19 protein-coding genes are annotated in these 25,306 nt (G+C 67.3%); 6 read left to right on the forward strand and 13 right to left on the reverse strand.

The window, feature by feature from the left end:
* Nucleotides 1-26 precede the first annotated feature (26 nt).
* Complete coding sequence (locus EQZ23_RS09945) at nucleotides 27-1,388, reverse strand: oligosaccharide flippase family protein (protein ID WP_128454262.1); 1,362 nt, start codon at nucleotides 1,386-1,388, stop codon at nucleotides 27-29.
* A gap of 97 nt (nucleotides 1,389-1,485) precedes the next feature.
* Here EQZ23_RS09945 and asnB point away from each other — a divergent pair, with 97 nt between their 5' ends.
* On the forward strand, nucleotides 1,486-3,429 hold the full coding sequence (asnB, locus tag EQZ23_RS09950; protein ID WP_240663476.1) for an asparagine synthase (glutamine-hydrolyzing): 1,944 nt from the start codon (nucleotides 1,486-1,488) through the stop codon (nucleotides 3,427-3,429).
* Between the two features lie 186 nt (nucleotides 3,430-3,615).
* Here the strand turns inward: asnB and EQZ23_RS09955 are convergent, their stop codons facing one another.
* The 3 genes from EQZ23_RS09955 to EQZ23_RS09965 form a co-directional block, all read right to left on the reverse strand.
* The gene (locus tag EQZ23_RS09955) at nucleotides 3,616-4,752 is read right to left on the reverse strand and encodes a CDP-alcohol phosphatidyltransferase family protein (protein ID WP_128454263.1); all 1,137 of its coding nucleotides are present in this window, start codon (nucleotides 4,750-4,752) and stop codon (nucleotides 3,616-3,618) included.
* 213 nt (nucleotides 4,753-4,965) lie between these two features.
* Nucleotides 4,966-6,069, reverse strand: a complete 1,104-nt coding sequence (locus tag EQZ23_RS09960; RefSeq protein WP_128454264.1) for a hypothetical protein — start codon at nucleotides 6,067-6,069, stop codon at nucleotides 4,966-4,968.
* A complete protein-coding gene (locus tag EQZ23_RS09965) occupies nucleotides 6,066-6,818 on the reverse strand; it encodes an NTP transferase domain-containing protein (protein WP_128454265.1) in 753 nt (250 codons plus the stop codon). Before EQZ23_RS09965 ends, EQZ23_RS09960 begins: the two co-directional genes overlap by 4 nt.
* Before the next feature lie 120 nt (nucleotides 6,819-6,938).
* Between EQZ23_RS09965 and EQZ23_RS09970 the strand changes: the two genes are divergently transcribed.
* Nucleotides 6,939-8,024 (forward strand): mechanosensitive ion channel domain-containing protein, encoded by a 1,086-nt coding sequence (locus EQZ23_RS09970; protein ID WP_128454266.1) that lies wholly within the window; start codon nucleotides 6,939-6,941, stop codon nucleotides 8,022-8,024.
* A gap of 121 nt (nucleotides 8,025-8,145) precedes the next feature.
* Here EQZ23_RS09970 and EQZ23_RS09975 read toward each other — a convergent pair whose 3' ends face one another.
* The 3 genes from EQZ23_RS09975 to otsB are packed head-to-tail and all read right to left on the reverse strand — an operon-like array spanning nucleotide 8,146 to nucleotide 12,085.
* Nucleotides 8,146-9,534, reverse strand: a complete 1,389-nt coding sequence (locus EQZ23_RS09975; RefSeq protein ID WP_128454267.1) for a trehalose-6-phosphate synthase — start codon at nucleotides 9,532-9,534, stop codon at nucleotides 8,146-8,148.
* Entirely contained in the window at nucleotides 9,531-11,327 is a 1,797-nt protein-coding gene (locus tag EQZ23_RS09980; RefSeq protein ID WP_128454268.1) for a glycoside hydrolase family 15 protein, read from the reverse strand. Before EQZ23_RS09980 ends, EQZ23_RS09975 begins: the two co-directional genes overlap by 4 nt.
* 2 nt (nucleotides 11,328-11,329) lie before the next feature.
* Complete coding sequence (gene otsB, locus EQZ23_RS09985) at nucleotides 11,330-12,085, reverse strand: trehalose-phosphatase (RefSeq protein WP_128454269.1); 756 nt, start codon at nucleotides 12,083-12,085, stop codon at nucleotides 11,330-11,332.
* Between the two features lie 432 nt (nucleotides 12,086-12,517).
* On the opposite strand from otsB, the gene EQZ23_RS09990 reads away from it, so the two are divergent.
* The 4 genes from EQZ23_RS09990 (at nucleotide 12,518) to EQZ23_RS10005 (ending at nucleotide 17,456) form a co-directional block, all read left to right on the forward strand.
* Complete coding sequence (locus EQZ23_RS09990) at nucleotides 12,518-13,987, forward strand: efflux transporter outer membrane subunit (protein ID WP_128454270.1); 1,470 nt, start codon at nucleotides 12,518-12,520, stop codon at nucleotides 13,985-13,987.
* On the forward strand, nucleotides 13,987-15,360 hold the full coding sequence (locus EQZ23_RS09995) for an efflux RND transporter periplasmic adaptor subunit (RefSeq protein WP_128454271.1): 1,374 nt from the start codon (nucleotides 13,987-13,989) through the stop codon (nucleotides 15,358-15,360). Before EQZ23_RS09990 ends, EQZ23_RS09995 begins: the two co-directional genes overlap by 1 nt.
* Before the next feature lie 58 nt (nucleotides 15,361-15,418).
* Nucleotides 15,419-16,075 carry an ABC transporter ATP-binding protein gene (locus EQZ23_RS10000; protein WP_128454727.1) on the forward strand — a complete coding sequence of 219 codons (657 nt, stop codon included), beginning with the start codon at nucleotides 15,419-15,421 and terminating at the stop codon, nucleotides 16,073-16,075.
* 172 nt (nucleotides 16,076-16,247) lie between these two features.
* Nucleotides 16,248-17,456 (forward strand): ABC transporter permease, encoded by a 1,209-nt coding sequence (locus tag EQZ23_RS10005; RefSeq protein WP_128454272.1) that lies wholly within the window; start codon nucleotides 16,248-16,250, stop codon nucleotides 17,454-17,456.
* Here the strand turns inward: EQZ23_RS10005 and EQZ23_RS10010 are convergent.
* The 6 genes from EQZ23_RS10010 to EQZ23_RS10035 all read right to left on the reverse strand — a co-directional run bounded on the left by EQZ23_RS10010 (nucleotide 17,431) and on the right by EQZ23_RS10035 (nucleotide 25,252).
* Nucleotides 17,431-18,048 (reverse strand): nucleotidyltransferase family protein, encoded by a 618-nt coding sequence (locus EQZ23_RS10010; protein ID WP_128454273.1) that lies wholly within the window; start codon nucleotides 18,046-18,048, stop codon nucleotides 17,431-17,433. The two genes, EQZ23_RS10005 and EQZ23_RS10010, sit on opposite strands and share 26 nt — an antisense overlap.
* On the reverse strand, nucleotides 18,035-18,958 hold the full coding sequence (locus EQZ23_RS10015) for an XdhC family protein (protein ID WP_128454274.1): 924 nt from the start codon (nucleotides 18,956-18,958) through the stop codon (nucleotides 18,035-18,037). The genes EQZ23_RS10010 and EQZ23_RS10015 overlap by 14 nt, the downstream gene beginning before the upstream one ends.
* A 97-nt stretch (nucleotides 18,959-19,055) precedes the next feature.
* The gene (locus EQZ23_RS10020; RefSeq protein ID WP_128454275.1) at nucleotides 19,056-21,260 is read right to left on the reverse strand and encodes a xanthine dehydrogenase family protein molybdopterin-binding subunit; all 2,205 of its coding nucleotides are present in this window, start codon (nucleotides 21,258-21,260) and stop codon (nucleotides 19,056-19,058) included.
* 220 nt (nucleotides 21,261-21,480) lie between these two features.
* Nucleotides 21,481-23,712, reverse strand: a complete 2,232-nt coding sequence (locus EQZ23_RS10025) for a xanthine dehydrogenase family protein molybdopterin-binding subunit (protein WP_128454276.1) — start codon at nucleotides 23,710-23,712, stop codon at nucleotides 21,481-21,483.
* Nucleotides 23,713-23,714: 2 nt separating this feature from the next.
* Entirely contained in the window at nucleotides 23,715-24,692 is a 978-nt protein-coding gene (locus EQZ23_RS10030; RefSeq protein ID WP_128454277.1) for a xanthine dehydrogenase family protein subunit M, read from the reverse strand.
* Nucleotides 24,689-25,252, reverse strand: coding sequence for a 2Fe-2S iron-sulfur cluster-binding protein (locus EQZ23_RS10035; RefSeq protein WP_128454278.1), 564 nt, complete (start codon nucleotides 25,250-25,252; stop codon nucleotides 24,689-24,691). The genes EQZ23_RS10030 and EQZ23_RS10035 overlap by 4 nt, the downstream gene beginning before the upstream one ends.
* Between the last annotated feature and the right edge of the window lie 54 nt (nucleotides 25,253-25,306).

Genomic DNA, 25,306 nt, shown 5'->3' on the forward strand with positions numbered 1-25,306 from the left:
GGCGTTTATCGCGAACGCCAGGCGCTCTATACGGGCTGCGCTTCGTCCGGCGTGCGGGTCATCCGAGCCGCTGCGAACCCCAGCAGGATCGCGACCGCGACCGATCCGGTGGCGACCGCTGCGGCGATACCCGCCGAACCATAGGCGGGCATCAGAACGAATGCCGCCACGAACAGCAGGAGGACGCCGACCGCGCGGATCGCGAACACCGTGCCGGCGCGGTGCAGCGCGGTCATCACCGTGTCGAGGCTGACGGTGGCGAGGTCGAAACACCCGGCGGCGGCGAGCCACAGCAGCACCGGATAGGCGCCGCCGAACGATTTGCCGCCGACCAGCTTCAGGATCGGTTCGCCGACGAACGCGACGATCGCCAGGATGACGAGCGCGGCGGCGGTGCTCGCCAGCATCGTCCGCACCAGGATCCGGCGCAGGCGCGACGGCTCGGCGGTACGGACCGCGCGGACGATCTCGGGGAAGGCGGCGCGCGACAGCATCTGCGACAGTTTGGCCAGCGCCTGCGCCAGCTGAGTCGCCAGCCGGAACGCGCCTGCCGCCGCCGGGCCGATCGACGCGCCGACCAGCAGCAACGGGATCTGCTTGCTCGACAGGCCCAGCGTCGCGCTGGCGTTGGTGCTGAGCGAGAAGCGGACGATGCCGGGGTTCTCCTCGCGAACCTGCCGCCAGCTTCCGCGTCCGCGCGATAGCAGGCGCAGGTCGCCGCTGCGCGCGACCATGATCCAATAGGTCGCCGCGGTGACGATCTCCGCCACGGCCCAGGCGAGCATGAAGCCCCGGATCGTCGGTTCGAAGAGCATCGCCGCGCCGGCGCCGACGAAGCGCATGATCGGCGTCATGCTGTCCGCCACCGCCGACAGCGAGAATTTGTCGCGCAGCCGCAGGATGCCGAGCGGGGTCGAGCGGATCGTGATCAGCTGCACCACCGCGAACATCAGCGTGTCGCGCATCAGATCGGGTGGGATGCCGAACCCGTCGCTCCACGCGTAGAGGATCCCGACGCTCAGCACCGCGCCGACCAGCGCGCTGCACAGGTCGAGGATGGCCGACAGCCGCAGCAACCGCGCGAGGCGCGGCGTGTCGCCGTGCTGGATCGGCTCGACGCCGTATTGGACGATGATCTGCCACGTCTGGAAGCCGACGAACGTCGCCAGCGCCTGCGCTGCGCCGCTGATCAGCGCGAACCGGCCGAAATCGACCACGCCCAGCGTGCGCGTGGCGAACCCGAGATAGAAGAGCGACAGGATTGCCAAGACGCTGCGACTGGCGAGCAGCCAGCCGAGATTGCGCGCCGCCGCCCGGAGAATCCCGGTCGTGCCCGCGCGTACCGGTGCATCCGCCGGAGCCGGAGAAGGAGCGGGGTCCTGAACCATCTGCGACCGGCCCCTAAAGCGCGATCGCAGGTCGGGCAAGGCGCGCGGAGGTGACAAAGCGGCGGGCGGCTCCTAGACCTCGGGCGATCGGGTGGCGGTGCCGCCGTCATGCGAGGGATCGTTCGTCATCTGCGGAATTGCCGGACTTTATGCACGGGGAGGCGGTGTCGTTTCGCCCCGCCTCGTCACCGCGCCCCTGATCACCGCGCAGTGCGACACGATCCTCCACCGCGGCCCCGACGACCAGGGTGTGATGACCGATGGCGATTTCGGCTTCGGGATGCGCCGGCTGAGCATCATCGATATCGAGGGCGGGCACCAGCCGTTCCATTCGCCCGACGGCCGTTACGCGCTGGTCTTCAACGGCGAGATCTACAATTTCCGCGCACTGCGACAGGAGTTGCAGGCGCTCGGGCGCATCTTCGAGAGCGCAGGCGATACCGAAGTCATCCTTGCCGGCTATGAACGCTGGGGCGACGACGTCTGGGCAAAGCTCGACGGCATGTTCGCGGTCGCGATCTGGGATATTCAGGCGCGGCGACTGACGCTGGCGCGCGACCCGATCGGGATCAAGCCGCTTTATTACACCGACCAGGCCGCCGGCTTCGCGTTCGGCTCCGAACTGAAGACGCTGATATTGCTGCCCGGCATGGCGTTCGACGTCGACCGGCGCGCGCTCCACGATTATTTCAGCTTCGGGCATGTCCGCACGCCGCGCTCGATCTATGCGCAGGTCCGCACGTTGCCGCCGGGCCATGTGATGACCATCGAGGCGAGCGGCACGCCGATGATGCGCGCCTATTGGACGCCCGCCTATCACCCCGCCGAACCCGTGTCGGACGCAGAGTGGATCGAGCGGTTCCGCGACGAGTGGCTCGCAACGATCGGCCAGCAGATGGTCGCCGACGTCGATGTCGGTGCGTTCCTGTCGGGCGGGGTGGATTCCTCCGCGGTGGTCGCGGCGATGGCGCAGGTGTCGGATCGCCCGGTCCGCACCTTCACGATTGGTTTTCCCGACCCCCGCTTCGACGAATCGCCGCATGCCGAGGCGATCGCGCGGCATCTCGGCTGCAACCACGTGACGCGCACCTTGGACCTGGTCGATGCGCAGGCGATGCTCCCCGAGGTCCAGCATTGTTACGACGAGCCGTTCGCCGATCCCTCCGCGGTGCCGACCTGGTACGTCAGCCAGATCGCCGCGCAGGAGGTCAAGGTCGCGCTGTCGGGCGATGGCGGCGACGAGCTGTTCTTCGGCTACAAGCGTCACGCGACCGAACGGCGGATCGGGGCGCTGCCCGCACCGTTACGGCGGCTGGCCCGCGCACTCGACGCCGTGCCGACATTGCCCTCGCGTCAGGCCAATGCGGTGCTGCAACGCTGGCGCAAGACCACCGGCAGCGCCGCGCTCCCGAACGGCGTCGCGCGGTTCTTCGCCAAGACCCAGATCACCAACGAAGCATTCCGCCGCGAAATCTTCTCGGCCGACTTCATCGCCGAGGAAGAGGGTGGGATCGCCGCGCTGGTCGCAGAATATTTTCCCGATCCCGCCGCGATCTCGGCCGACACGCTCGAACAGTTCGGGCTCGCCGACCTCGCGCTAAACCTCCCCGGCGCGATGCTGACCAAGGTCGACCGCGCGAGCATGGCGCATTCGCTCGAAGTGCGCGTGCCGATGCTGGGGCAGGGGATGGTCGATCTCGCGCTGTCGATGCCCGCGGACATGAAGCTGCACGGCAAGGTCGGCAAATACGTGATCCGGCAGGCGATCGCACCGTGGCTGCCCGAAGGCATCCTCGATCGCCGCAAACAGGGCTTCCAGATGCCGCTTGCCGCCTGGTTCGCGGGCGATTTCGGGGCGTATGCGGAACAGCTCTGGCGCGACAGCGGCGTGCGCGAACAGGGCATCTGGCGCCCGGGTGCAGTCGACAAGGTCTTCGCCGATCACCGCGCGGGCAAGCGCGATTACAGCCGCTTCCTGTACGCGCTGGCGATCTACTGCCTGTGGTGGATCGGCCGGCCGAAGGCGGTGTTTGAAGGATAGCGCTCGCCGCATCCCCCCCTGCCGTTCGTGCTGAGTAGAGACCGAGTAGCTCCGTCAGGAGCGTATCGAGGGCTCGTATCGAAGCAGATGTCCCGCGCGCCAACCTGTCCTTCGATACGCCGTCTCGATACGCCGCCTACGGCGGCTACTCGACGGCTATTCAGGACGAACGGAAGGAGGGCTAGCTCAGGCCAGCCAACTCACCAACGTCTCACCCTTGGCCTTGCGCACCATCGCCTGCACCAGCCGCACCAGATGCACCACCAGCGAGATCGCGGTCCACGCCGCTACCCCGATGATCCCCCAATCGGGCCGCATGACCACTAGCCCCGCGAACAGGATCACCATGTTCGGGTTCCGCCGCGCGGTGGTCAGGCGGAACCAGCTGTCGAACCGCTCCCAGACATGGATGTGCATTCCGAACCGAACGATGAACGCCCCCTCGATCAGCCGCTGCGCGACATAGCCGAACAGCATCGTCCCGATCACCGCCCAGAACATCTGGTCGTCGAGCGCCCGCCCGTACGGCGCGCACCCCGCCGCCCAGGCCCACCACCAGAAGGGCGGATGGACCAGGTCGACGCCGTGATCCCACGCATTCCCGAGCTTCGACGAGGTGATCGTACACCGCGCGAGCTTCCCGTCGACGGTGTCGAGCACCATGAAGAACAGCCCCGTCGCGAGCCCGGTCCAGAACCAGCCATACCAGAACGCGACGGTCGCAACGATGCACAGCACCGATCCGAGCGCGGTCACCTGGTTCGGCGTGATCCCCGCGCGCGCGCAGACCCGCGTGATCGCCAGCGCCCATTCGGGCCACAGATACTTGGTCAGCAGGTCGGTGACGCCCTTGTATGCGCCGACATAGCTCGCGCGCTCGATCGCCGGCACCGCGGGCGGAGTCAGCAGTTCGGCGAACGGGCGTTCGCGCTTGCGCAGTGCCTCGTTGAGGATGCCCTCCTCGGCCTCGGCGGCGATCACCGTCAGCCCGGTAACCAGCGGCGCCTCGCCGAGCATCGCCGCGGTCATCCGCGCGCGCTCATCGGCATCGCGGACATGCGCGAGCACGGGAACGCCGGTGCGCGTGACGACGGTGCCGGGCCGGGACTTGAGATGCGCGATCCACACCGGATCGAACGCGTAGGCGAGGTTGGCGAGGATCACCGGGCCGCTCCCGCCGTCGGTGTCGCTATCGGTTTCGGCGGCCAACCCCTGCGCGACGCCGATCCGCCGGATCCGCTCGGCATTGGTCATGCCCCAGAGCAGCGTGTCGTTCGCGCGGACGGTCCGGAGCGCGGGCGTTGGAGCTGTCGAATCTACCATGCCGCACCCGTTAGCCGATCTGGTCGCGAAAGCGAGAGGGGGTGAAGAAGGGGGACGGGGTGACGTGTGCGCATCCCGCTCCAAATGCCCCACCCCGGCGAAGGCCGGGGCCCAATTGGCATTGCCATCGTGGCAACGCGCAGTCCTCGGTTAGCTACGTCCCCCAATTGGGCCCCGGCCTTCGCCTGGGTGGTGCTGGGGTGTGAAACGAATTTACGCGTCGAGCAGCTTGAGGATTTCCCCCGCCGCCCGCGCCGCGCCCCCTTCGACAGCCCCCAACGACCGCGCGGCAAAGTCCGCCTGCACCGCCGCATACGCCGCGTGCATCAACGCCGCCCGCTCCACCGCCGCGACCACGTCCGCAACGTCGTCGACCACCTCGCCACACGCCCACATCGCGTAGTTGGGATCACCCTGCCAGGCAGCCCCCCCCGCATTGAGAAACACGCAAGGCCGCGGCCGCATCAGGAACTCGATCACCTGGCTCGACGTATCGCCCAGATATACGTCGGCGACGCCGGTATAGCTCCCGTCGACCATCGCGAACCCGTCGATGTCGCAGTGAACATGCGGCACCCCCGCGATCTCGCGCATCACCGTCGCCACCTCGGGTGCGCGCTCGATCAATCGCTGGTGCGGCGCGAAGATCAGGTTGTAGCGCCTGTCCGCGACGATCCGCCGGACGATTTCCGCGCCCCAGCGCCACCAGGACGAGCGATGCTGCTGCCAGTGCGGCGCATACAGCACGACCGGGCGCGTATCCGCAAACGGCGGCGATGCGTGCGTCCGGTGCGTGAAATCCGCCTTCACATAGCCGGTCGCGACGAACTTATCGGGCGCGAACCCACGATCGAGATAGGTTTGCCGCTCCAGTTCACTCGGCACTAGCGTCAACGCCGCCGCCCGCCTGCGCGGATCGTCGCGCGCGCTCATCGATCCGACGCCGTGCGAGGTCTTCACGAACTTCGCGCGCATCGGAAACAGCCGCGGCAGCCACAGACTCGTCTGCTCCGCGCACACCACGACGCTGGCGCTGCGCAGATACGGGAGCAGTCGCACCAGCATCGGCATCTTCGCCGGCAGCACCGGATTGCGCCCGCTGCCGTCGTCGGCCACCTGCCGAAATCCTGGCGCACGGCGGATGCGGACATTGGGGAAGGCGGCGGTCCAGCGTCCCAGCAACGTTTCATGCACCGACGTGCTGACCCACAAGTCGGTCCGCACGTCCGGCGCGGCGGCAAGCGCCTCGACGATCGGATAAAGATGCGGGATCAGCAGCGTCTCGCCGAGAAACAGGAACGCGACTGTCCGCGTCATGCGAGCGACCCGTCTCCGGCCAGCGCATCATGATCGTGCTGCCACTGCGCGATGTCCTCGGGGCGGTCGATCTCCTGCCAGCGCGCGTCGGCCGCAATCAGCAGCGCGTGGACGCCGACCGTCTCGGCGGCGCGGCGGACGACGGCATGATGATAGGCGTGGATGCCGTCCTCCTCGCCGATCACTGCGCGCAACGCGTCGGCATAGGTCGTCCCGCCGGTCGACACGATGAGCCCGAGCGAGCGCGCGGTCGCCTCGTGCCCGACCAGATGCTTGCCGACCGCGACGATCCGGTCGCCGTCGGCCTCGACCAGCATGTCGTCGAGCCCCGCCTCGGCGAGTGGCTCGATCACCAGCTTCACGCCCTGAACCGGATCGGCGACCGCCGCGCGCAGGATCGGCGCGTCGAACACCGTGTCGCCGTTCATCAACGCGAACGGCGCGTCCAGATACGCGCGCGCCGCCCAGACGCTGCCGATGCTGTTGGCGGTCGACCAGAACGGGTTGAACACGAGCTCGGTCGGGAATTCGCTCTCGCGCCCGGAGACCCGGGCCGCCAGATGCGCGGCGATCTGGTCGATCCGGTAGCCCCCGACGATCACCGCGCCGGCAAACCCCGCCGCGGCGACCGCGTCGAGCTGGTGGTCAAGGATCGCGCGGCCACCGACCTGCACCAGGCATTTCGGCGTGGTCAGCGTCAACGGCAGCAACCGCGATCCGTGGCCGGCAGCAAGGATGATGGCCTTCATGGGCGCCGACTTACGCACGAAGTGTGGCAGGAAAAAAGCGTTCCGTATGACAGCCCCGATAGCAGACGTATTATGCTGCACTGCAGCGGAACATTGGCGGCCCTGTACCGTTGCGCTTCGATGCGCATGTTCAGATCGCTCCACATACCCACAGAATGGGTCTGGCTGGAAAGTGTCGCCGTCGTCTCGGCTGCCGTCCTCTTTGCGCTGATCGCGCACTGGCTGACGATGCGGATCGCCGGGCACGCCCAGCGCCGCACCACCGCCAAGACGGATGGCCTCGTCCTCGCACGCGTCCGTCGCCCGTTGCGCGCGGTGTTCGTCGCGGTGTCGGTCGCGTTCGTCGCGCGCGTGCTACCGATGGACAACGACGTCGAGGATCTGTGGAAGCAGTTGCTCGGCTTCCTCGTCCCCGCCTTGCTCGGCTGGCTCGCGGTGGCGGCGCTCCGCGCGTTCCAGGACGTGATCGAGATCCGCGCCGACATTTCGGTCGAGGACAATCTGCGCGCCCGGCGGAAGCGCACGCGCGCCGCGATCCTCGGGCGGATCGGCACGTTCTTCATCATCTTCATCACCGTCTGCCTGATGCTGCTGAGCGTCCCCGGCATCCGCTCGATCGGCGTCACGCTGATGGCGTCCGCGGGTATTGCCGGCCTCGTCGTCGGTGCCGCCGCGCAGCCCGCGCTCAAGAACCTGATCGCCGGCGTGCAGATGGCGTTCACCGAGCCGATCCGGATCGACGACGTGCTGATCGTCGATGGCGAGTGGGGCCGGGTCGAGCAGATCAACCTGACGTTCGTCGTCATCAAGATCTGGGACGAACGCCGCCTCGTCGTGCCGGTGTCGAAGTTCCTCGAGCAGAGCTTCCAGAACTGGACGCGCGAGACGAGCCAGCTGATGGGCTCGGTGTTCTGGTATCTCGACCCGTCGACCGACGTCCCGCGCCTGCGCGAGAAGCTGGGCGAGATCATCACGGCGAACCCGCGTTGGGACAAGAGGTTCTACAATCTCCAAGTCACCGACGTGAAAGCAGATTGCATCGAACTGCGCGGGTTGATGACCGCGAAGGACGCAGCGATCGCGTTCGACCTGCGCTGTGACGTCCGCGAGGCGGTGCTGAAGTATATCCGCGACGAAATGCCGGAGGCGATGCCGCGCGGGCGCCTGCTGATGGCTGCGGATCCGGTGGGCTGTTCTTCGATCTAATTACCCCGTCATGCCGGGCTTGTTCCGGCATCCACTCTTCCGCGCAATCAACGGTTGATAAGCTCAGACAACGGTGGATCCCGGAACAAGTCCGGGATGACGGTGTGATTGGGGAGGCGGCTCAGGCCTCGACGTTCTCCGGCACCGCCTCAAGCGCGGTGATGAACAGCTCGCACCACCACATCACGTCTTCCTTGCGGACATTGTCGATCAGCTTTTCCCAACGCTCCTTGCGCTCGGCGAGCGGCATCGTCAGCGCCCGCCCGATCGCGTCGGACAGTTCTTCGGGGCTGTACGGATTGACCAGCACGGCATCCTTCAGCTGCGCCGCCGCCCCAGCAAATTGCGACAGGATCAGCACGCCCGGATCCTCGGGATCCTGCGCCGCGACATATTCCTTCGCGACCAGGTTCATTCCGTCACGCAGCGGCGTCACCAGCCCGACGCGCGCCGCGCGGTAGATCCCCGCCAAGACATCCCGCGGAAAGCCCTGGTTGACGTAGCGGATCGGCGTCCAGTCGATATCCGAATATTCACCGTTGATCCGCCCCGACAATGAATCGAGGTTCGCGCGGATCTCCTGGTACGTATCGACCTTCTCGCGCGACGGCGGCGCGATCTGGAGCATGTAGACCAGCCCGAGCCGGTCCGGATGCGACCCGAGAAAGCGCTCATACCCGGCGAACCGCTCGGCGAGGCCCTTCGAATAATCGAGCCGGTCGACGCCGACGATCAGGCTGCGCCCGGTCGCCGACATGTACATCCGCTCCTTCGAGTGCCGCGCCGCGTCGCTGTTCGCCGACTTCTCGAAGTCCGCGGTCTCGATCCCGATCGGCGTCGTGATCGCCTTGATCGTGCGCGCGCCGACCGTGACCCAGCCATCCTTGCCGACCACGCCGTCGAGCTGGCTGGTGACGTAATGCAGGAAACTGTCGAGCCAGTCCTGCGTCTGGAACCCGATCACGTCGTACGCGAACATCGATTCGACGAGCTGGCGGTGGCTCGGCAGCGACAACAGCATCGCCATCGGCGGCCACGGGATATGGAGGAAGAACCCGATCTTGTTCTCGACGCCGAGCTTGCGCAGCTCCTGGCCGAGCGGGACGTGATGGTAATCGTGGACCCACACCAGATCCTCGGGCTCGATCAGTGGCAAGACCGTCTCGGCAAAGCGCTTGTTGACCCGCGCATAGCCGCTGGAGAAATCGCGCTCGAACTCGGTCAGGTCGATCCGGTAATGGAACAGCGGCCACAAGGTCCGGTTCGCATAGCCGTTATAATATTCGTCGAAATCCTGCTCTTCCAGGTCGATCGTCGCGGTCGTGACGCCCTTGCCCTGCTGGAAATTGATGTGCCCGGTAAAGGTCTCGGTGGTCGCGCCCGACCAGCCGAACCACACGCCGCCCTTTTCGCGCAAGGCGGCGAGCAGCGCGACCGCGAGGCCGCCCTGGTTGCCCGAGGGCGCGTCGACCGACTGGACGCGGTTCGAGATGACGACGAGGCGGCTCATCGTACGGCACTCCACGGCTTGCTAAGCAGGACCGCGCAGTTGATCAGCCCCACCAGCGAATAGGTTTGCGGATAATTCCCCCACAGCTCGCCGGTCGCCGGATCGATATCCTCCGACAACAGGCCCGCAGGGGTGCGGCGCGCGACCATCTCTTCGAACAGCGCCCGCGCGTCGGCGGTCCGGCCGGTCGCATGCAGCGCCTCGATCAGCCAGAATGTGCAGACGTTGAACGCGGTATGCGGCAGGCCGAAATCGTCCTCGGTCGCATAGCGCAGCATGTGGCTGCCGCGCCGCAGCCCTTCCTCGACCGCCTTCAGCGTCGACTGGAAGCGCGGATCGTCGGGCGCGAAGAAGCGCAGGTCGAGCAGCTGGATCAGGCTCGCGTCGAGATCGTCGCCGCCGAACGTCGCCGAGACACGCTGCGTATCCTCGCGCCACGCCGATTGCTCGATCGTGGTACGGATCGTGTCGGCGCGGTCCTGCCAGAATGTCCGGCGATCCGTCAGCCCGAGCACTTCGGCAGCGTTGGCGAGCCGGTCGCACGCCGCCCAGCACATCGCTGCGGAATAGGTGTGGACGTGCGCCTTGGTGCGCAGCTCCCACAGCCCCGCGTCGGGCTTGTCATAGGTTTCCCACGCACGGTCGCCGACCAGTTCGAGGCTCTTGAAGTCCTCCGCGCTCGACATCCGGAACAGGCGCTTGTCGAAGAACGCCTGCACGTCGGACAGGATAATCTGGCCGTACGCGTCGTGCTGAATCTGCTCATACGCCTGGTTGCCGGCGCGGACCGGGCCCATGCCACGATAGCCGGGCAGGTCGGCTTCGATCCGCTCGACCAAAACCGCCTCGCCGCCGACGCCGTACAGCGGCTGGACATGGCCGCCCTTCGACGCGTCGACGATGTTGCGCAGATATTCGAGATACCCTTCGAGCACGTCGAGCGCGCCCAGCCGGTTCAGCGCCTGCACGGTATAATAGGCGTCGCGGATCCAGCAGTAGCGGTAGTCCCAGTTGCGCTCCGACCCCTCATGCTCGGGGATCGAGGTGGTCAGCGCCGCGACGATCGCGCCGGTTTCCTCGTGCTGGCACAGCTTCAGCGTGATCGCCGCGCGGATGACGACGTCCTGCCATTCGACCGGCGTCGCCAGCCCGCGCACCCAGTGCCGCCACTCGTCCTTGGTCCGCGACAGCATCGCCTCGGCCGCCTCGCTCAGCACGCCCGCAAAACTCTCGTCGGGGCCGAGGAACTGGTACATCGGCCGCTCGAGCCGGAACCAGTTCTCATCGACGATATGCCCGACCGGGGCGTCGGTCGTCAGACGCAGCGTCTGGTCGGCCATCAGGAAGCGGATATGGTTGGAGCCGTGCGTCTGCGCGGTCGGCTTGCCCCAGTTGGTCGCGACCCGCATGCGGATGCGGATCCGCGGCGAGCCCGCGACGGGCTTGACGATCCGGACGAAGCTGGTCGGACGATAGGTGCGGCCTTCGCGGACGAACCGCGGGCAGAAATCGATCACCTCGACCGCGTTGCCCGCTCCGTCCTCGTGCCGCGTCACCAGGATCGGCGTGTTGCGGATATACGCCTGCGTGGTCTTGGCGGTGTTCTCGATCTCGATCGCCCAGAAGCCGGTCTCGGGCGCATCGCCGCCGAGCAGCGCGCAGAACGCCGGGTCGCCATCGACGCGCGGCACGCAGCCCCAGACGAAGCTGCCGGTCTTGTCGACCAACGCGGAGACCTGGCAATTGCCGATCGGCCAGAGGTTCATGTCGGCGGTTTGGGTCAGTGGGGTCATCATCATTCCAATATGCCGTCGATCCAGCGCCGGAGCGCGGCGACGTCGTCTAAACGGTAGGTGGCAGCGGTAGGGCGCGGGTCGCCGATCAAGACACCGACGCCGCCCAGATCATGCGCGACCTCGAAGCCGTCCTCGTCGGTGACGTCGTCGCCGAAGAAATAGGGCGTGCTGCCCGCCATCTCAGGGGAGGCGATCAGCTGGCGAAGCGCGGCACCCTTGTCGCCGGGGGTGCGCAATTCGACCATCATCTTGCCGCGCTGCAGCGTAAGGCCGTGCGTGGCGGAGAGGTGTTCGGCGAGCGCGACGGCGTCGGGTTCGAACGCTGGTGCCATGCGGTAATGCAGGCCCGCGCCAAGGCTCTTCGCTTCGTAGACGAGACCATTGGCGTCGGCGAACGTCCTGAAGCTCTCCGCCGCCGCTTCGAGCGAGGCCGGGCGTTCGGCGGCGACATGGCCGTCCTGCAGCGTGCGTCGCTCGGCGCCGTGGCTGCCCGCCACCGCGAACAGCTGCGCATGACGCCCGAGCATCGCGTCGAGCTGCGTGATCGACCGCCCGCTGATGATCGCGACGCGACCGGGGAATCGGTCGGCAAGGATGTCGAGTGCGTCGAGCAGCCGTTGATCGACGACGACCGCATCGGGCGTCGCGGCGAGATCGACGAGCGTCCCGTCGAAATCGAAAAACAGGCTGACATCGCTGGGCACGACAGGCGGCGGCGCGAGGACTTCAGTCGCGGGCTGGCGTTCGGCTAGCATGATCGTCCAACCCCTGGGCATGGCGCTACGTTCCGCTGCACTGCAAAATTGGAACGGGTGCGATCCGATTTCTGCTGCGCGAGTCCTCTTACCAAGTGCTGCTCTCCCGCGAAAGCGGGCGCCTAGGGATCAAGCAGCCCCGCGTGTGTAACCCTGGACCCCCGCATCCGCGAGGGAGCAGCACATGAAACCACAATCGACGCCCCCCCCCAACACCACCCCGGCGAAGGCCGGAGCCCAATTGGAAAGGTGGCAGTAATCAAAGACCGCGCTCTGCGAAGTCCGTTCGCCCAACTGGGCCCCGGCCTCCGTCGTGGTAGTGGCAGTTTCCGCACCAAACCCACACCCAAACCCAACACCCACCCCGCTTGCGACACCTCGCGACACAAAACCGCTGGACTAGCAAACCCCCGGTGGCCATGCCTGCCGTCCATGTTCCGCGTCCGCGCCCTCCTCATCGCACCAGTGCTGCTGGCGGGCTGCACCGTTGGCCCCGATTACCACCCGAAGGTCGCCGCCGAGCTCGGCGTGCCCGACGCCTATTCGGTCACGCCCGAGACCACGCCCGAAGACCTCACCCGCTGGTGGCAGAAGTTCGACGACCCCGTGCTCGGCCAGCTCGTCGAACAGGCCGCGGCCGCCAATCTCGATATCGCCCAGTCGGTCGCCCGCCTCCGCCAGGCGCGCGAAAGCCTGATCCAGAACCGCGCCTCGCTGCTGCCGACGGTCAGCGGCTCGGGTGGCTATCAGCGCAACGAGAATGTCCGCGGCGGCGGACGCTCGTTCACCTTGCCGGATGGCACCGTCGTCGACACCGGCGGCGGCGGCGCCAACAGCTTCACGCTCGGCGCCAGCGCCAGCTACCAGGTCGGCGTGTTCGGCGAGATCCGCCGCACCGTCGAGGCGAGCCGTGCGGACTATGCGGCCTCTGGCTACGACTATGCCACCGTCCTCATCTCGGTCGAGAGCGAGGTCGCGCGCAACTACGTCCTTGCGCGGCTCTATCAGCAGCAACTCGCCAATGCCCGCGCGTCGCTCGCGATCCAGGACGACAATCTCGAAATCGCCGGCTTCCGCGTCCAGGCCGGGCTCGTCTCCAGCGTCGACGCCGAACAGGCCCGCGCCCAGCGTGCGCAGACCGCCGCGACGATCCCGAGCCTTGACCAGCAATATGCCGCCGCGGTCGCGCGGATCGGCGTGCTGACCGCGCAGGCGCCCGGCGCGCTCCGCCCGCTGATGGCGCCGGTCAAGGCGATCCCGACCGGCCCGGCTGCGGTCGGCGTCGGCATCCCCGGCGACACTCTGCGCCAGCGCCCCGATATCCGCTCGGCCGAACGCGCGCTTGCCGCGGCCACCGCGCGGATCGGCGTGGCCAAGGCGCAGCTCTACCCGGCGCTCGCGATCACCGGCAACCTCAACACCAACGCGACGTCGATCGGCAGCATCGGCGACGCGATCACCGGCAGCCTGTTCGCGGGACTGACCCAGGCGATCTTCAACGGCGGGCGTCTCCGCTCGCAGGTCCGCACCAGCGAAGCCGCCGCCGACGGCGCGCTCGCGCTCTACAAGTCGACCGTCCTGACCGCGCTGGAGGATGTCGAGAACGCCGTCGTCGCGCTGCAGACCGCGCAGGAACGCGAGCGCCAGTTCGCGATCGCACTCGACGCCTCGAACAATTCCGCGATCCTGAGCCGCAGCCAGTATCGCACCGGCCTCACCGATTTCACCACGCTCAACCAGCAGGAAACCGCGCTCCTGTCGGCACGCAACGGCGCAACGCAGGCGCGCGCCGACGCCGCGACCGCGCTGATCGCGCTGTACGCGGCGCTCGGCGGCGGCTGGGATTCGACCGTTATTCCAGAAGCGCCGGTTCGCGCGCCAACCAATCCAGAGGCACGCTGATGGCCGACGCATCGATCGACGACTTCCTCGGCGTAAAGCCGCAGGCCCCCTGGAAACGCTATGTAAAGTGGGTCGCGATCGCGGTGGGCGTCGTGCTGCTCTGCCTGCTGCTCGCCCGCTGCTTCGGCGCGAAGGAACAGACGCAATATTCGACGCAGGCCGCGGCGCGCGGCAACCTGACGGTCACCGTCTCGGCCACCGGCAAGCTCGCCCCGACGACTCAGGTCACGGTCGGCTCGCAGCTGTCGGGGCTCGTCACCAAGGTGGTGGTGGACGTCAACGACCGCGTCACGGCAGGCCAGCCGCTCGCGCTGATCGATCCCGAACAGCTCGACGACCAGATCCGCCAGACCAGCGCACAGCTTGCCGCCAACCAGGCGCAGGTCGCGCAGGCGCAGGCCACCGTTTCCGAATCTCGCGCGCAGCTGAACCGCCTCGAGGAAGTCTCGCGCCTGTCGGGGGGCCGCGTGCCGTCGAAGACCGAGCTCCAGACCGGTCGCGCCGATTACGCGCGTGCGGTCGCCGCGCAAAAGGTCGCCGAGGCCAACGTCGTCGCCAGCCGCGCCGCGCTCGCACAGAACCAGACGCAGCGCGCGCGCGCGATCATCCGCTCGCCCGTGACCGGCGTGGTGCTCGCGCGCCAGATCGATCCCGGCCAGACCGTCGCCGCGTCGTTCAACACGCCGACCTTGTTCGTGATCGCCGAAGACCTCACCAAGATGAAGCTCGAGGTCGCGATCGACGAGGCGGACGTCGGCGAGGTCAAGGTCGGCCAGAAGGCGAGCTTCACCGTCGACGCGTTCCCCGGCCAGACCTTCCCGGCGACGATTACGCGGGTGGATCTCGGCTCGAACCTGACCGTCAGCTCGGCGACGACGTCGACGACGACCACGACGACGTCCACCGGGCAGGTGGTGTCCTACGCCGCCGACCTGACCGTCGCCAATCCGTCGCTGACGCTGCGGCCCGGCATGACCGCGACCGCGGACATCGTCACCTCGGACAAGCGCAACGTGATGCTCGTCCCCAACGCCGCGCTGCGCTTCAAGCCGAGTGCGGACGGCGCGAAGGACTCGGGCGGCGGTATCGCCGGCTCGCTGACCTTCCGGCCGAAGCGCGGCGGCGCGACCCGCACCGCGACGCTCGATCGCGGATCGCAGCAGACGATCTACATCAAGGGCGCCGACGGTACGCCGCAGCCGGTGCAGATCACCACCGGCGACACGAACGGCACGATGACCGAAGTCCTGTCGGGCAATCTCCAGCCCGGCGCGCAGATCATCATCGGCCAGCTCGCCAGCGGCACCGACACGACCAAGACCAGCGCCCGCCGGTCGGGCGGCGCCAGCAAGGGTGGGGGCAGTGGCCAGTAATCCGCCCCCGCTGATAAGTCTGCGCGGCGTCACCAAGACGTACGGCACCGGCGCGACGATGTTCCAGGCGCTCAAAGGCGTCGACCTCGATATCGAGGCGGGCGATTTCGTCGCGGTGATGGGGCCGTCGGGGTCGGGCAAGTCGACGACGATGAACATCCTCGGCTGCCTCGACGTGCCGAGCGCGGGGACGTTCACCTTCCGCGGCTATCATGTCGAGACGCTCGACCGCGATCAGCGCGCGCTGCTGCGCCGCAATTATCTCGGCTTCGTGTTTCAGGGCTTCAACCTGCTCTCGCGCACCTCCGCGCTGGAAAATGTCGAACTCCCCTTGCTCTACCGCGGCGACGAGAAGCGCGCGCGGCGCGATGCGGCGATGGCCAGCCTCGACACGGTCGGGCTGGCCGACTGGTGGGATCACACCCCCGCCGAACTGTCCGGCGGCCAACAACAGCGAGTCGCAATCGCGCGCGCGCTGGTGACCAGCCCCGACGTGCTGCTGGCGGACGAACCGACCGGCAATCTCGACAGCGAACGCTCGATCGAGATCATGCAGCTGCTGACGCGGCTGAACGCGGAGAAGAACATCACGGTGCTGATGGTCACGCACGAACCCGACATGGCCGCGTTCGCGCGCACCGTCGTGCACTTCAAGGACGGCCTGGTGGAACGCATCGAAAGCCAGCACCACCAGGGCGAGAGGGTGGAGTCGTGAGCGCCTCCATTACGACAACCTATCGTCTCCCCTCCCGCCTGCGGGAGGGGTCGGGGGAGGGGGGTGCCCCAATGACCGGACGCCAGTACGTACGTCAGTCCCTCCCCCGACCCCTCCCGCAAGCGGAAGGGGAGCAGCAAGTCAGCGTCCTCGATAGCGGAGCGACGCACTAATGTTCGGCACCACGCTCGTCCTCGCGCTCCGCTCGATCCGCCGGCACCTGCTGCGCTCGTTCCTGACTATCCTCGGCATCGTCATCGGCGTCGGTGCGGTGGTGACGATGGTCACGCTTGGCAAGGCGACGACCGCCGCAGTGCAACAGTCGATCTCGTCGCTCGGCACCAACATCCTCCAGATCCGTCCCGGCCAGGGGTTCGGGCGCGGTGGTGGCGGACCGCCGCCGCCGCCGCTCAAGATGGACGACATCGATCCGATTGCCCGCCAGATCGCCGGCGTGACCGCGGTCGCACCCACCGAACAGCGTAGCGCCACCGCGATCTACAACGGCGCCAACTGGACGACCTCGATCAACGGCACCACCGGCGCCTATTTCGAGGTCCAGCCCTGGCCGCTCGCCGGCGGTCGCGTGTTCACCGGGCAGGAGGAAGCCGCGGGCAAGGCGGTCTGCATCATCGGCAACACCGTCATCCAGAACCTGTTCCGCGGCGTCGATCCGATCGGCAAACGGATCCGGCTCAACGACATTTCGTGCGACGTGATCGGCACGCTCAGCACGCGCGGGCAGGCGGGGTTCGGTGGCGATCAGGACGATGTCGTGGTGATGCCGATCAAGACCGTCCAGCGCCGCTTCACCGGCAACCAAAACGTCGCGGCGATCCTCGTCGGTGTCGATCAGGGCTATGACACGCAACAGGTGCAGGCCTCGCTGACCGACTTGCTGCGCGAACGCCGCCATCTCGCGGCGGGGCAGGACAACAACTTCAACATCTTCGATACCAAGCAGATTTCGGACACGCTGACCGGCACCACGACGCTGCTGACCGGCATCGTCGCCGCGGTTGCCGGGATCAGCCTGGTCGTCGGCGGGATCGGCATCATGAACATCATGCTGGTATCGGTGACCGAGCGCACGCGCGAGATCGGCATCCGTCTCGCGATCGGCGCGGTCGCGCGCGAGGTGCTGATGCAGTTCCTGGTCGAGGCGATCGCGCTGTCGTGCCTGGGCGGCGTCATCGGCCTCGTCATCGCGCAGCTCGCGATCGCCATCATCGCGCCGCTGATCAAGGTTCAGTGGATATTCGTGCCGGAAATCAACATCTTCGCCTTCGTTATCTCGGCGGTCATCGGCGTGGTGTTCGGCTATTTCCCCGCGCGCCGCGCCGCCGCGATGAACCCTATCGACGCGTTAAGGCACGAGTGATCGCGGCCTTGGGATCGTGGACCAGCGCCTGCAGCCGGTCCAGATCCTCGGGCGTGTCGATATCGATCAGCTCGGCGGGCGCGGTAACGACGTGCCGCCCGGCCTTCACCAGATCGCGCGCACCCGCATCGCCGTCGAGGGTCAGCAGGAAATCGAACCGGTCGCGTCCGAACAGGGCAGGGGGCGAGGGCTTCTCGCCATCGCTGGACGCGACCACCGCGTCCGCGCTGTCGGCAGCATCCAGCATCCGGTAGATATGCGCCGCGGTAACGCGCGGCATGTCGGCGAGTGCGATCAGCACCGCCTCCGCGCCCTCGTCCTTCGCGCGCTGCACGCCCAGTCTCACCGACTGCGACATGCCCGACGCGACATCGTCGTTATGCACCACTTCGAAGCCGTGACTGGCGAAATCGAGCGTGCAGCCGTCGGTGACGACCAGCCGGTGCTTGAACGGTATCGCCTCGAACGCAGTGACGACGTGCATCCCGATCGGCTTGTTGAGAAACGGCACCTCCAGCTTGTTGGGGATGCCGAACCGCTCGGAGCGACCCGCGGCGAGCAGGAGGAGAAAGACGTCTTCAGCGGCGATCATGGAACGCTCCTATCATGGCGGCGGCGACCGACAGCGCGATCTCGGACGGCCCGATCGCGCCGATATCGATCCCCACCGGCGCATCGATCCGGTCGATATTCTCTGCCGTAACACCTCCGGCGGCCAGACGCTCCCGGCGCGCCGCGTGGCTCTTGCGGCTGCCGAGCGCGCCGACATAGGCGGCATCGCTGGCGAGCGCGGCGATCAGCGCGGGATCGTCTATCTTGATGTCGTGGCTCAACGTCACGACCGCGGTCGACGGCCCCGGTCGATAGGCGGCGATCGCCTCGTCAGGCCAGCGATCGTCGAGCGTGACGCCCGGAAACCGCTCCTCGGTCAGGAAGCGCGCGCGGGGATCGATCACCACCGTCTCGATCCCGAGTTCGCGCGCCAGCCCCGCCAGTGCCTGCGCGATCTGCACCGCGCCGACGATCAGCAGCCGGCGCGGCGGGTCGTAGCGGTTGACGAACACCTCTCCCGTCTCGACCGGCCGCGCGTCGCTATGCCCGGTGGCGAGGTCGGTGGTGACGGTCAGCGCATCGCCCTGGTCGCGCGCTTCGGCGATCCGGTCGAACAATTCGGGATCGAACCCCTCGGCCGACACCGGCTGCACCATCACCGCGATCTCGCCGCCGCACGGCAGCCCGACTTCCCACGCCGCCGCGTCCGCCACGCCGTAATTGCGCACCTGGAACGGCGCGCCCGCGATCACCTCCGCGGCGGTCGCGAGGATATCGCTCTCGACGCACCCGCCCGACACCGAACCCTCGAACCGGCCATCGGCATGGACGAGCATATGGCTCCCCTTGGGCCGCGGTGCGGATCCCCAGGTCGAGACGACCGTGGCGATCGCCATCCTCTCGCCCTTCCACGCCTTGGCGGCGGCAATCACGCTATCGTTCTCGGCCATCTTCTACCTCGTTCGTTTTCCCGCGAACGCGGGAACCCAGGAGCCACAAACGCTCCGCCTGAAACGCTGGACCCCCGCCTTTGCGGGGGAACAGATTTTATACCGCCGGCAACCCCGCCAACAGCTTGTCGAGCGTCACCGGGAAGTCGCGCACCCGGATCCCGGTCGCGTTGTAGATCGCGTTCGCCACCGCCGCGCCTGCGCCCGAGATGCCAAGCTCGCCGACCCCCTTGGCGCCGGCCGGATTGGCGGAATCGTCGATCTCCTCGATGAAATGCACCTCGAGCTGCGGAATGTCGGCGTTCACCGCGACGTGATATTCGCCGAAATCGGGGTTCACGAACGCGCCGGTCCGCGTGTCGACGATGCCCTCTTCGCTCAGCGCATAGGCGATCCCCCACGCCATCCCGCCGGTGATCTGGCTCGTCGCGGTCTTGCGGTTGAGCACGCGGCCGACATCGAACACGCCAAGCATCCGCCGCACGCGCGTCTCGCCCGTTACTGCGTTCACCGCGACCTCGACGAAATGCGCGCCGTGGCTCGCCTGGCTGGTCCGCTTGCTCTCCTTGCCCGGACCGGTCTTGCCCATCGCCACGATGGGCTCGCCGCGGACGAGATCGGCCAGCTTTACCTGCCGCCCGCCCGCGCTGACGCAGCCGTCGTGCAGGCTCAGCTCTTCGGGCGCCGCATTCATCCGGAGCGCGAGTTCGCCGAGGATATCCTCGCAGGCGAGCATCACCGCGGACGCGGCACTCCCCGCACCGAACGATCCACCCGAGCCTGCGCTCGGCGGGAAATCGGTATCGCCCAGCCGCACGGTCACGTCCGCCACCGGCAACCCGAGCATCTCGCCCGCGGTCTGCGCGAGGATCGTGTACGTCCCCGTACCGATATCGGTCATGTCGCATTCGACCGTTGCGCGGCCATCCGCCTCCAGCCGCACGCGCGCCTGCGCCTCGACGGTGAAGTTACCGCGCAGGCTGGCCGCCATGCCGATCCCGATCAGCCATTCGCCCTCGCGCACCGATGCCGGCGCAGGTAGCGTGGCGGGCCAGCCGAACCGCTTGGCACCCTGGTCATAGCAATCGAGCATCCGCCGCGTGGAGAAGGGCTTGCCGCTGACCGGATCGGTCTCGGGCTCGTTGCGGCGGCGCAGCTCGACCGGATCGAGCCCGAGCTGCTCGGCCAGCTCGTCCATCGCGCACTCGACGCCGAACGTGCCGACCGCCTCGCCGGGCGCGCGGACCGCCCCGCTCGCGGGCAGGTCGACGCGAACGAGGTCGGTCTTGAACCGTCGCGCCTCGCCCCGGTACAGCGGGAGCGTCCCGAACGGCACCGGCTCGAGAAATTCGCCATCGTCGTTCTGCGCGACGACGCTTTCATGCCCCATGCCGAGGATGACGCCATCCTTGTCCGCCGCGATCCGGATACGCTGCGTGGTGTGCGAGCGGTGATGGACCATGTACGCGGTCTGGCGACGGGGGAGCGCGATCTTCACCGGCCGCCCGACGACCTCGGCCGCGATCGCCGCGAGGATCGCCTCGGCGCCGACGCCGGTCTTCCCGCCGAACCCGCCGCCGACATAGGGCGCGAGCACGCGCACCGAGTCCGCGTCGATCTTGAGCGCCTTGGCGATCGTCTTGCGCGCGCCGCCGATCACCTGGTTGCTGGTGCGCACGGTCAGCTTGCCGTCCTCCCACCAAGCGGTAGTCGCATGCGGTTCGAGCGCGGCGGGGAAATGCACGGGCGTCGTGTAGGTCTGGTCGAACGTCACTGCCGCATCGGCCATCACAGCGTCGAGGTCACCTTTGTCGATCGGTGGGAGGAAGCCGATCTCGGGCTTGGTATCGACCGGCTGCGCCTCGACGTCGAACCGGTCCTTGCCCGCTTCGGTACGGACCACGACCAGCGCGGCGGCATCGCGCGCGATCGCCTGATCCTCGGCAACGACGATTGCGACCGGCTGGCCGAGGTGGAGGATGACGTCGGTATCGAACAGCGGCATCGCGCGCGAATTGGCCTCGCCCGCGGGCATGCGCGGGTCGCCATGCAGGACCGCGATAACGCCGGGCAAAGCCTCGGCCGCGCTCACGTCGATCGCGAGGATACGGCCGCTGCCGATCGGCGTGCCGACGATCGCGGCATAGGCGATGCCTTCGGGCGTGCCCTCATACGCGTAATCGGCAACGCCGGTTACCTTTGCGGGGCCCTCGATCCGGTCCAGTCCCAGCCCGAGAACGCCCTGCTTCGCGCGGCCAAGCCCCGCCGGCCGAAACGCCGCATCCATCACGTGTTCGTTCATTCTGGCATCCTCGGGTGGAGTGCTTGAGATAGGATCGGGCGGTGCGTTTGACGAGGGGCGGTGCACATTACCCAATACCACCCCGGCGAAGGCCGGGGCCCAATTGGGGGACGGCAATAACGACGGGCTGCACGCCGTTATCAAAGCCTTGCCAATTGGGCCCCGGCCTCCGCCGGGGAAGTACTTCTCGGAGTAGTCGCTACCTGACGACAGCCAGCCCTCAGGCTGCCGGCAACTGGTCCAGCAGCTTGTCGAGCGTGATCGGGAACTCGCGCACCCGGATCCCGGTGGCGTTATACACCGCGTTCGCCACCGCAGCGCCCGCACCCGAAATCCCCAGCTCGCCGATCCCCTTGGCGTGGATCGGGTTCGCATGGATGTCGCGCTCGTCGACGAAATGCACGTCCATCTGCGGCACGTCCGCATTGGCCGGCACATGATATTCGCCGAGGTCGTGGTTCACCAGCTTGCCGGTCCGCGAGTCGTGGATCAGGTCCTCGGTCAGCGCAGCGCCGATCCCGAAGGTCATCCCGCCCAGGCACTGCGACCGCGCGGTCTTCGCGTTGAGCACACGCCCCGCCGCGAACGACCCCAGCATCCGCCGCATGCGCGTCTCGCCGGTGATCACGTTGACCGCGACCTCCGCAAAGTGCGCACCGAACCCTGCCTGCGACGTCTCCTTCTCCTGCTTACCCGGCTTGATATGCCCGGTCGCCTCGAGACCCTTGCCAACCAGTTCGCCGATCGGGGTCGAGCGGTTGTCGCCAATCGCGTTGCCGTCCTTGAGCGTCAGGCCGTCTTCCGCGACGTCCATCGCCTTGGCGAGCTTCCCGCGCAGCATCTCGCAGGCGAGATACACCGCGGTGCCCGACGAGGCCGCACCCCACGACCCGCCCGAACCCGCGGCGGGAGGATCGTTGGTATCGCCCAGCGCCATCGTGATGTTGGCGACCGGAATGCCCAGAATCTCCGACGCGATCTGCGCGAGGATCGTGTAGCTGCCGGTACCGATATCGGTCATCGCCGACGACACGGTGGCCGAGCCGTCGGGATGGATCTCGACCTTGGCGGACGATTCCATCATCATGTTGCCGCGCACGGCAGACGATACGCCCATGCCGATCAGCCACTCGCCTTCGCGCCGCGTGCCGGCCTTCTGGCGCTTGCTCCAACCGAACTTCGCGGCACCCTCGTCGAGCGCGCGTGTCAGGTTGCGCGACGAATAGGGCACGTCCTTCTCGGGGTCGATCTTCGGATCGTTGCGCTTGCGCAGCTCGATCGGATCCATGCCGAGCTTTTCCGCCAGCTCGTCCATCGCACCCTCGAGCGCGAGCATCCCGACCGCTTCGCCCGGCGCGCGCATCGAGCCTGAGAGCACGAGGTTCACGTCGACCAGATCATGCGTGATCAGCCGGTTCTCGCCGCCGTACAACAGGTGCGTGCCGATGCCCGCGGGCTCGAAATAATCCTCGGTCGACTGGTTCGACGCGAGCGTCTCGTGACCGATCGCCGACAGCTTGCCATCGGCATCAGACGCAAGCCGGACGCGCTGCTCGGTATTCGAACGACGCACGGTAGCCTCGAAGACCTGCGGACGCGACATCACCGCCTTGACCGGACGGCCAAGCTGCTTGGCCGCGATCGCCGCGGCAACGCTCTCGGGCGCGATGCCCAGCTTCGACCCGAACCCACCGCCGATATAGCGCGCGACGATGCGGCATTTCTTCTCCGAAATGCCGAGCGACTTGGCCAGCTGCTGCGCATCCGACGTCGGCATCTGGTACGCGCCGTACAGCGTCAGCGCGCCATCCTCGTCCCACACCGCGGTCGAGGCATGCGGCTCCATCGCCGCCGAATTCTGGCTCGGCGTGACATAGGTCGAATCGATCGTCACCGCCGCATCGGCCATCGCCTTGTCGACATCGCCCTGCTTGAAATGCGCAGGCGCGGCATCGTCGGGTGGAGTCCGCGTCTCGTCGCGGTGCGCGGCGAAGTCATACTGGCCCTCCGCCTCGTCATACACGATGGGCAGTCGCGCCGCTGCATCGCGCGCGACCTCGAAGCTCTCGGCGAGCACGATCGCGACGATCTGGCCGAAGAACGCGACGTCCTTGACGCCCTGCGTCGGCGCATCGGTCGCGCCGCCCTGCGCGGATACGCGGATGAACTGGTCGAAGTCGGTGACGACTTCGAGCACGCCGGGCATGCTCTTCACCGCATCGACGTCGATCGACACGATCTTGCCCGCCGAGATCTTCGTGCCGACGAGCACGCCATAGGCCATGTCGTCGAACTGATATTCGGCCGCATAGGTCGCGGTGCCCGTGACCTTCAGCGGACCGTCGATCCGGTCGAGCGGCTTGCCGATGACGCCCTGGACGCCCGTATCCAGAAGACTGTCCGGATGCGGCTTGTCCATCGTCAGGCTGTTGGTGGTTCCTAAACCGAACATGCTTATGCTCCCGTTACGGTACGCAGCGTCGCGATCAGCGTGCGACGGGCGAGGGGGATCTTGAAGTCGTTCGAGCCATAGCCCTTGGCATCGGCGAGGAGCGCGGTGGCTGCAGCCTCGAACGCCTCGTCCGACGGCGCCTTGCCGATCAGCGCGGCCTCGACCGCCGGATTGCGCCACGGCATCGGCCCGAGCCCGCCGAACGCGAGCGAGGCGGACGCGATCACGCCGTCCTGCACGTCGACGACGGCCGCCACCGACACGAGCGCGAACGCATAGGACGCACGATCGCGCACCTTGCGATAGTCCTGCTTGCCCTTCGGCGGGGCGGGCAGCTCGATATGCGTAATCAGCTCACCCGCTTCGAGCGCGTTCTCGATCTGCGGCGTATCGCCCGGCAGGCGGTAGAATTCGTGGATCGAGATCCGTCGCCGATCCCCATCCGCCTTCAGCGTCACGATCGTCGCGTCGAGCGCGCGCATCGCCACCGCCATGTCGCTCGGATGCGTCGCGATGCAATGCTCGCTCGCCCCCAGGATCGCGAGGATGCGGTTATAGCCGCCAATCGCCGAACAGCCGCTGCCCGGCTCGCGCTTGTTGCACGCGGCGGCGGTGTCGTAGAAATAATAGCAGCGCGTCCGCTGGAGCAGATTGCCCCCGGTCGACGCCTTGTTGCGCAACTGGCCCGACGCGCCAGCGAGCAAAGCGCGGCTCAACACCTCGTACTTCGCGACGACGCGGCGGTCGGCGGCGAGATCGCTGTTCGGCACCATCGCACCGATCGTCAGCCCGCCATCCTCGCGCTCCTCGATCTTCGCGAGATCGAGGCGGCTGATGTCGACGAGCTTGTCGGGCGTCTCGACCTGCAGCTTCATCAGGTCGAGCAGGTTGGTGCCGCCGGCGATGAATTTGGCGCCCGCGCCGATGTCCTTGACCGCGGCCTCGGGGGTCGCGGGCTTTTCGTAGGTGAAGGTCTTCATGCTACCAGCTCCCCGCGCGCATTGGCGTCCATCGCGGCGTCCTTCTCGTCAGCGGACCGGCCCTTGGGCGCGGTGTCGCCGACTTCGCGGATCGCATCGACGATGTTCGGATAGGCGGCGCAACGGCACAGATTGCCGCTCATCCGCTCCGAAATCTCGGCGTCGTCGAACTTGGGATCGGTCAGGTCGCCCGATGCGTGGCTGGCCCAGCCCTTCTTGACCTCGTCGAGCATGCCGACCGCCGAGCAAATCTGCCCCGGCGTGCAATAGCCGCACTGATAACCGTCATGCCGCACGAACGCGTCCTGCAGCGGATGGAGGTTGCCCGGCTGGCCGAGCCCCTCGATCGTCGTGATCTCGTCGTCCTGATGCATGACCGCGAGTGTTAGGCAGGAATTGACTCGCCGCCCGTTGATCAGGACGGTGCACGCCCCGCACTGGCCGTGGTCGCAACCCTTTTTCGAGCCGGTCAGCCCGAGATGTTCGCGACACAGATCGAGCACCGAGGTGCGAATATCCGGCTCGGCGTCATATGATTGACCATTGATCGTGAAATGCATGGGGGTGCCCCTCGTTGAATGCGCTGGGAATTCTTGAATACGAGGACTGAACGC

This window comes from Sphingomonas sp. UV9 (assembly GCF_004101245.1).
Classification (GTDB): Bacteria; Pseudomonadota; Alphaproteobacteria; order Sphingomonadales; family Sphingomonadaceae; genus Sphingomonas.